Annotated in this window: 1 protein-coding gene; it reads left to right on the top strand. The window is 62.5% G+C overall.

Features of this window, described 5'->3' with window-relative positions:
* Positions 1-52: 52 nt before the first annotated feature.
* A protein-coding gene (locus AC27VN_RS41570; protein WP_490880524.1) for an IS3 family transposase occupies positions 53-1,320 on the top strand; the annotation gives its coding sequence in 2 pieces (ribosomal slippage) (positions 53-409 and positions 412-1,320; 1,266 coding nt in all).
* The last annotated feature ends 26 nt before the right edge of the window (positions 1,321-1,346 follow it).

The raw sequence follows: 1,346 nt of genomic DNA, 5'->3' as shown, positions 1-1,346 counted from the left end.
TGACCCGTCCTGCCCAGGGTTGACACCTTTTCCTTCGAGAAAAGGCGAGTCAATGGAATCAGGCGTCAAACGCACACAGCGCGACTACACGCTGGCTTTTAAGCTGTCGGTGGTCGATCAGGTAGAAAAAGGCGAATTGAGCTACAGGCAGGCCCAAGAGCGCTACGGTATCCAGGGCCGCTCGACGGTGCTGGTGTGGCTGCGCAAGCACGGTCGCCAGCGCTGGGAGCCTGGGGCATCATCGCGGTTGCCCATGCCAGTGTCGAAAAAATCCACTTCAGCGCCTTCGCTGCTGACCCCCGAGCAGAAGATCAAGGCCCTCGAAGTCCAGCTTCGCGAGGCGAACGAGAAAGCTCAATTGTTCGAGGCCGTGCTCGATGTCCTGAAGAAGGACTACGGGGTGCGTGTCGTAAAAAAGCCTTCGGGCAAGTCCTCGCGCAAAAGCTCCTCCCGGGGCTGAGCGTATCGAGGGCTTGCCGCTATTGGGGCATCAGCCGCCAAGCGTATTACCAGCAGCTACGCCATCAACAGCAGCGCTGTGCCCGTGCCGAGACGGTGGTCGAACTCGTGCGTGATGTGCGCCTGCGCCAGCCTCGGCTGGGAGCCAGAAAGCTGCACCATCTGCTCAGGGAACCGCTGCAGCAGGCCCACGCGAGCCTGGGGCGCGATGCGCTGCTGGACGTCCTGCGCGAAGCCCGCATGCTGGTTCAGCCCAGGCGGGCGTACCACAAGACCACCGACAGCCATCACCGCTTCCGGCGCCATCCGAACCTGCTCAAGGACGGGCCGAATCGAGTGCGCCCCACAGGCAGCGAGCAGGTGTGGGTGGCCGACATCACGTACCTGCCCACCGATCGGGGGTTCGTTTACCTCAGCCTGGTGACGGATGCCTGGTCGCGCAAGATCGTGGGCCATCACGTGCACGACAGCTTGCACACCGCACAGGTCAGCCGCGCGCTGACGATGGCGCTCAAGGGGAGGCAAACGCGCCAAGCGCTGGTGCATCACTCCGACCGAGGCATCCAGTACTGCTCGAACGACTATCAGGAGATCCACAGGCGCCACGACATTGCCTGCTCGATGACCGATGGCTACGACTGCTATCAGAACGCGCTGGCCGAGCGGGTCAACGGGATCCTGAAGACGGAGTTCCTGTTGCACCGCCCAGCCGACCTGGCCCATGCGGCCCGGATGGTTCGCCAGTCCGTGCAGATCTACAACCAGGAGAGACCACACCTGTCCCTAGAATTGAAAACGCCCGATGAGGTTCATCGGGCGTCTATTGCCGGCATCAACGGGCCGGCTCTGGGTCCTTCTTAGGTGTCAACCTAGGGCAGGACGGGTCA

The sequence above is a fragment of the Variovorax sp. 20P10.2.4 genome, from assembly GCF_058244205.1.
Note: the sequence above shows the minus strand (reverse complement) of the source record. Positions and strands in the feature narration are given on the sequence as shown.